The organism is Sideroxydans sp. (genome assembly GCF_054604835.1).
In genome coordinates this window covers 56,931-62,930 of sequence record NZ_JBTSFG010000010.1, presented here as the reverse complement: position 1 = coordinate 62,930, position 6,000 = coordinate 56,931, and the positions used below count along the sequence as shown (strand labels likewise).

4 protein-coding genes are annotated in these 6,000 nt (G+C 50.3%); all 4 read right to left on the bottom strand.

Translation table 11 applies throughout. The features are described from left to right. Positions 1–553: 553 nt before the first annotated feature. The 4 genes from ACYCZ5_RS13210 to ACYCZ5_RS13195 all read right to left on the bottom strand — a co-directional run bounded on the left by ACYCZ5_RS13210 (position 554) and on the right by ACYCZ5_RS13195 (position 5,318). Positions 554–2,263, bottom strand: a complete 1,710-nt coding sequence (locus ACYCZ5_RS13210; RefSeq protein WP_461545266.1) for a Kelch repeat-containing protein — start codon at positions 2,261–2,263, stop codon at positions 554–556. A 195-nt stretch (positions 2,264–2,458) separates the two neighbouring features. Then, positions 2,459–3,820 (bottom strand): hypothetical protein, encoded by a 1,362-nt coding sequence (locus ACYCZ5_RS13205; RefSeq protein WP_461545265.1) that lies wholly within the window; start codon positions 3,818–3,820, stop codon positions 2,459–2,461. Between the two features lie 134 nt (positions 3,821–3,954). Beyond that, entirely contained in the window at positions 3,955–4,386 is a 432-nt protein-coding gene (locus ACYCZ5_RS13200; RefSeq protein WP_461545264.1) for a hypothetical protein, read from the bottom strand. 5 nt (positions 4,387–4,391) lie between these two features. Next, complete coding sequence (locus tag ACYCZ5_RS13195; protein ID WP_461545263.1) at positions 4,392–5,318, bottom strand: zinc dependent phospholipase C family protein; 927 nt, start codon at positions 5,316–5,318, stop codon at positions 4,392–4,394. Positions 5,319–6,000: the final 682 nt, after the last annotated feature.

Sequence of the window (6,000 nt, the reverse complement as noted above, 5' to 3'; positions counted from 1 at the left end):
TCAGCAAGAAATGGACGATGCCAATCCGGGATTGGAAGGCGGCGCTAAACCGGTTTTCTATCCAGTTTGATGACAGGATGCCGCAGCAGTAATGGAATCCCGTTTACACAAAATTCTGGACACCCTCGCAAGTCCTGGGTCAGGTCTTGCAATACGACAATAGAGATTGATGCCTAGCCACGATGTGAAGCCTGCAATTCTTCTTTCTGCTTCTTAGTCTGATTGCAATCCCGACAGCCCAAGGCTATTCACTGGCATCTCTGCCATTCAAATCTGAACAACATCGGGGTCAGGTCTTGCAATCCAGCACAAGCAGTATTTCAAAAAATAAGGAATCCCCCACGACTTTCAAAGATGACGGCATCCCTGACTAAATCGCCGCTCCGTTACTTACTCGCTTTCTGTCTCATTTTTGTGCAGACCGCGCAAGCCAACACCCTGCCGTGGTTCCCGCCAGTCAGCACCACGCGTATCTTCATTAGCGCAAATCCAGGGTTGGATACCGCCTTTGATATCAGCCCACTGTTGCGGTTGATAGGCCCAGCTCTGCGTCCTACCAATACAACTCAACACTACTCAAAGCTTCTCCACCAGAAGTGCCTCCCACAGTGATCGCTTTTCCATTATTGAGCAGCACAGTAGTGTGCTGACTACGCGCATGTGTTGATGGTCCCGTAGTTGACCATGCCCCTGTGGCAGGATCGAAAAGCTCCGCACTTGCGAGGATGTGCTTTCCGCCTGCACTACTGCCACCTGTTACATAGACAAGCCCAGTTGGGAGCAGTACGGCGCTGTGCGAGTAGCGCGCATCAGTCAATTTTCCTGCTGAAGTCCATTGCCCGCTGTCGGTATCGAACAACTCGGAGGAGGCAAGGATGCCTTTGTCGTCTAGCCCCCCTGTGATCAATACTTTGCCATTAGGCAGTAGCGTTGCAATGTGCAGGTAACGCGGTGAGAGTGTTTTTCCGGTGCGGTGCCAAGTGTCCGTGTTGGCATCGTAAAGTTCAGCACTGCTAAGGCTGCCGTTCGGGCCTGTGCCGCCCACGACCAATACTTTGTTGTTGGGTAGCAAGGTGGCGGTGTGCTGGGTACGTGCTGTGGAAAGGCCGCTTGTAACGCGCCATTTTCCTGTAGCGGGGTCATACAACTCTGCGCTTGAAAGGATGCCTTGCCCTGTTGCGCCTATGCCGCCCACGACGAGTACTTTTCCATTGGGTAGCAGAGTGGCAGTGTGACCACGACGGGCGATGTTCAAACTGCCTGTGGCTTCCCATCTGGATGAGGCAGGGTCGAATATTTCAGCACTGGCGAGGCGGGTTACGCCTTCCCCGATGCCGCCTACGACCAGCACTTTGCCATCCGGGAGCAGCGTGGCGCTGTGGCTATGCCGCGCCTGCTTGAGTGAACCCGCGGCAGTAAACTTGTTGCCAGCAGCATCGAATAACTCTGTACTGGCGATACTGCCTGTGTCATTAGCACCTCCTGCGACCAGTAGTTTCCCATTCGATAGCAAAGTCGCAGTGTGGTTGCGGCGCGCATTTGAGATGTCTGTGCTGGTGACAGAAACGCCCTTGGATGGAACGCCACAGATGATATGGATGTTGCTGACATTTGAATTCGACACACTCCCTTTGCCATAGGTCTGTGTGCAGGGTTGCGCATTCGGAATCGCAGCGGCCTGAATAACGTAGGCGGTCTTGGGAATGAATTTATTGCGCAAGGTGAAGGTGTCACCATTCGTGATGATTTCTTCGAGGCTGCCATTATTGATTAACGAAAGACTGTTGTCCTTAGCCAATCCATGGATGTGACCCCCGATGGAATAACCCACGGTGATGGGTAATGGCTCGGAACTTACGCCATCCAGCGTGACAGTGACCTGCACGATACCGGCGCTGATGCCATGGACTTCGCCTTTCAAGATTCTGATGACGCCTTTCTTGCTGGTGTGCCAGATCACCTTGGGTAAAAGGTTTTGGGTGGAATCATCCGAGTAGTGTCCAGTGGCTTGCAGCGCTGTTGTTTCGCCTATGCCGATGGTTGCCTCGGCTGAAGTCAGTTCGATGCTTTGAAGGGTGACGGTTGCGATACTGGTGTGGGCGGGGGCAGAAGCTGGTGCAGCAGTCTTGGGGGCCGCCTCGGATGTTTGTATCGAACTAGTGACAGATGTTGCAGTTGTCTCGGTGTTATCCCCACAGCCGACTAAGAGCACAGCACAGAGAATCATGGAAAGGCGGGCGGCTAGCGTGGTCGGCAGATACATAGAGGAAGTGCTTTCGTTATAAATGGGGATGGAAATAGAATCGAAACACTGACCGTATCCTGCCACTAAGCAGATGGAATGAGAGTTTCGGTCACCTTATTAGCGAGTGGGTTTAAGTCACTATTACTTTGGCACTTCGATGCCATTTTTGGGAGTGGTCGTTCATTCAATTGTAAATTCTAGCCACATCGATTTTCAGTAGAAAAGAAACAGTGGCATATCTATTCCCATAAATATCATAGCCCGCTTTTCTACCGCATTGGTCAGGCTTGACCGCCTGCCGCGCTGATAGGCGACGCCGACACTGAGGGGGTAGTCTCGCCAACCGTAGCTGAGAGCAATCGATGGGGCGACGACTTCATTCAGTGAGACGCCTTGTTCAATACCATTCAGTTTGAGGCTGATGGGGTAGCCGAAGTCGAAGGGGGCGATCATTAGGGACAGTGAGCCGGATTCAAGGCCATGACTTAATTCTAGTCCCACAGGGGCATAAATCCCCGCGCGATTATTGCCACTAACTTCTGAACTGTTGATGACGTTGCCATAAGAGGCGGCAAGGTGGCCAGTGATCATGAGGTGAGTTTGTGATTCACGCTTCACACCAAAAGTGACTGGGGGCAGGGTGTATCGCATCAGGATTTCTTCTACTTGTTCCTTGCTGCTGTTCGCATCGGTATCTGCCAGTTCGGCAAAGAACATGAGGTCATTGGAGAGGCGTTCAGGATTTGAAATTGCTTTGCTAAAGCCAGTCTGTTTCATGAACTTTTCGGCTACCAATACTTTAGCCGCATAAGTATTGGTTGCTTTGATCTTGTTAGCGAAATCTTTCAGCGCTACGGCTGTGGTAACCGCTACTGCAGTAGCACCAATGGCAATTTCAACATCACTTTGCAGCCATTCTTGGGGGGGGCTGTTGATGAACTTGCAGTGATAATGATTAGGATCATCCTGGCAGTCAGATTTGATTTTTTCGGTATTCAGTTTTAATAACTTACCATTGGCCTTGATATGGTTAGCCCATGCCTGAAGGTGAGGCTTGGCTTGTTTGATATTGTCGGCAAGCAGGCTTAGGTCTTCGAGTGTCATGGCAGGGATACTGCAAGCCGCACGTGTGTTTTTAGATCGCGACAGAATATCTTTCAGGCTACGGATTGCTATATCAAGTTCAATCACGCCATCGTAGAAGCCGGAATTCAGTTTTTTGAATTCACTGTCCGCTGATATGGGAACCTCAGTTAATGGAATGAACTCTCCCTGGTATTCTAGGCCAAGATATTGGGCGGTCTCGATGTAGCGGTTTGCAAGGTCCACGAATTTCAAGATGTGGCTGATATTTTCCCCAGCATAGCCGCTTACCATGGTGAGCAAGTCCTGTTCGACGCTTTGTTTCCAAAGTTCTTTATTCTTTAGGAGCAGTCGCAGGTTCCCATCTTCGATATAGCTGTAGGTAACTGGAAAGGCACACGCTAATTCTTGATTACGCGAGGCGCATTTCAAACATGTATAGAGCGTTCTCTTCTGCGCGTTTAAGCAGGAAGTCTGTAACGGCAGACACACGATCATCGCCGCTAGCAATGGCGTATCCAGGCGCAAACAGGATGAACGTTAGAACCAATAACAAGCGACGCATAATCATCTCCTGGCGTTCTGATAAAAGTATTAGAAATGTGAATTAACTTACTTCTGGTGAGCTATTTGTCACCACCATCAACCGTGCAGCCATGAGTAACCTTCAAGGTGAATTCGCAAGGGGCTGAGCTGGTCACTTGCCGATCTATCCGTGCAGAGCATCCCGCATCTTCCATGATCGCCGACCTTCCATCTTTGCTGCAGATCAATAGAACTGCATAGGGATTTTGATATTGCACTTTCAGTTCGTAGTTTGAGAAAACCTTGTCTAGTAGGCGCTTGTCGTGTTGGGTGGCATTTTTCAGAGTGGTGGCGACACTTTCTTTTGGCTCTTCAGTAAAGTCGGAGAAGTAAATATCTACGGCGGAACTCAAGTTGACAGTTTTTGTAGATAAGATGCCGCGTTCACTGGCGGATGGGGTATCCGCTGTCGCGGAAATGCAAGCAACCAATAGAATGGAAGGGAGTAGCTTGATTAATACGCTGAATTTCATCGTTGTTAGCTCCAGTAGGTCATACGGTTATTCTCATCAATGCCTGTGTCCAAGCTCCAGCTGGCTAGGGTATCAAGAGGTGAAACTTCATTTTGCAGTGTCAGGGCTAGCCAGCCCCACAACTCCAATATGTTGACGCGTGCTTTCTGAAATATCGCTTCAAAATGCTGGGTGGTGCCATCTGGTGTGGCAAGATTCTCAATGTGGGTAGCTTCTGGCACTGCCGGATATACCAAACCTTGGTCGGCTGCGACATGTCGCGCGAATGCAAATAAATGGTCGCCACTCTCGCCGATCTTCATCATCAATCGCATGGCTCTGTGCCAGTCGTGCACTTGGGGTGGTTGGAGCTGGAGGTAAGGGTCGTCGTAGACATCCATTAATAGATCAGACCAGAGGGCGGCGATATCAGCGTCCAAACGGTCTTCGTCTTCTTCAGCAGAGGAATCATTCACGTTGGTGGAAATTTGGTGATTGAAATCCAACATCCCCATGTTTAGTTTGCTATGAGCGTAAACATCTTGCGACATCTCGCAACTGCGATGTGCGGTCTTGTTTTGTTCGTAGGGGCCGACTTTTAGGTTCACCACGGGATGTATGGTGCCGTCGGCTGCAATGTGGGAGGCAAAGCCGAAGAGCCAAGCCATGCACTTTTGCCGCACATTGCTGTCAGCCATGTCACGTATTCTCGCGGCACCTCCGCGCAGAAGAGATAGCGCGTTACCTTTGTGGATGACATCGGCCCAATCGGCTGAATGTTTGTCCAAGATGTCCAAATAGGGATAATCGGGTGAGATAGCACCAACTATGCAGAATTTCTTCCATTTCCCTAGCGCACGCTTCGCATCGGTGTGGAGCAAGTCATCCTGATGATGAAGGGCGTCTTCGATTGCAAGTTGAACTAATGTGACATGGGTATATCCACCGGGCATGCTCAAGCTCCTCGGTTAAGTTGTCTAGAGGAGAAGAGCGCTTGTTCGTGGCTTAGCGCGAATATATTTATGAGGCATGCAATCATCTGTTTCCCCTTTTGCGAACAAGGCTGGTGCCGACACTGTTCCCGTCAGTGCGGGAATCTCGTCTTGCGTCGGCCTCCTGTTCCGGGGATATCGCTGTGAGTCTCGCGCCGTGCGTGCGGGGCGATGTACTTTGAGCGAATCTGCAAGCTGTTTGGAATGTAGGGATATGTGCGCTAGTTGTCAATCGCGGTGCTGAAGGATGGGAACCTTTCCATCAAGATTGTCTTCCGCCGCATTCGTGGTCAAATCAAGGCAATGAGGTATCGTATCCATTTCTATATGAATGAAGTTGTTGCGCGTATTTGAGATTCAATAGGATCGGCTGCCCACGGCGGGAAAGCGTGGTTAGGAACAATCTGGATCATATAGTGGCCCACTAACTTCCACCATACGGATGGTCAACATGCTGTCTGTCCTCAGACTTGCACATCGGCGCCTTTTGAAAAACGGAAGCAATTATTTCACTACACAAACTGCAGCTTTAGTCGAAGCCCGGTCGTCGGCCTTAGCTGCCTTTGGCTTCCAGATAAGTCGACGACCGTTCTTCCTATATCACCGTCCTTAGTCGTAGACAGTCACGAAAAATTAGCTGCAC

Bases quoted from the DNA above. Each gene is read 5' to 3' on its own strand.
- ACYCZ5_RS13210 (WP_461545266.1), bottom strand. From the start codon at position 2,263: ATGTATCTGCCGACCACGCTAGCCGCCCGCCTTTCCATGATTCTCTGT.
- ACYCZ5_RS13200 (WP_461545264.1), bottom strand. From the start codon at position 4,386: ATGAAATTCAGCGTATTAATCAAGCTACTCCCTTCCATTCTATTGGTT.
- ACYCZ5_RS13195 (WP_461545263.1), bottom strand. From the start codon at position 5,318: ATGCCCGGTGGATATACCCATGTCACATTAGTTCAACTTGCAATCGAA.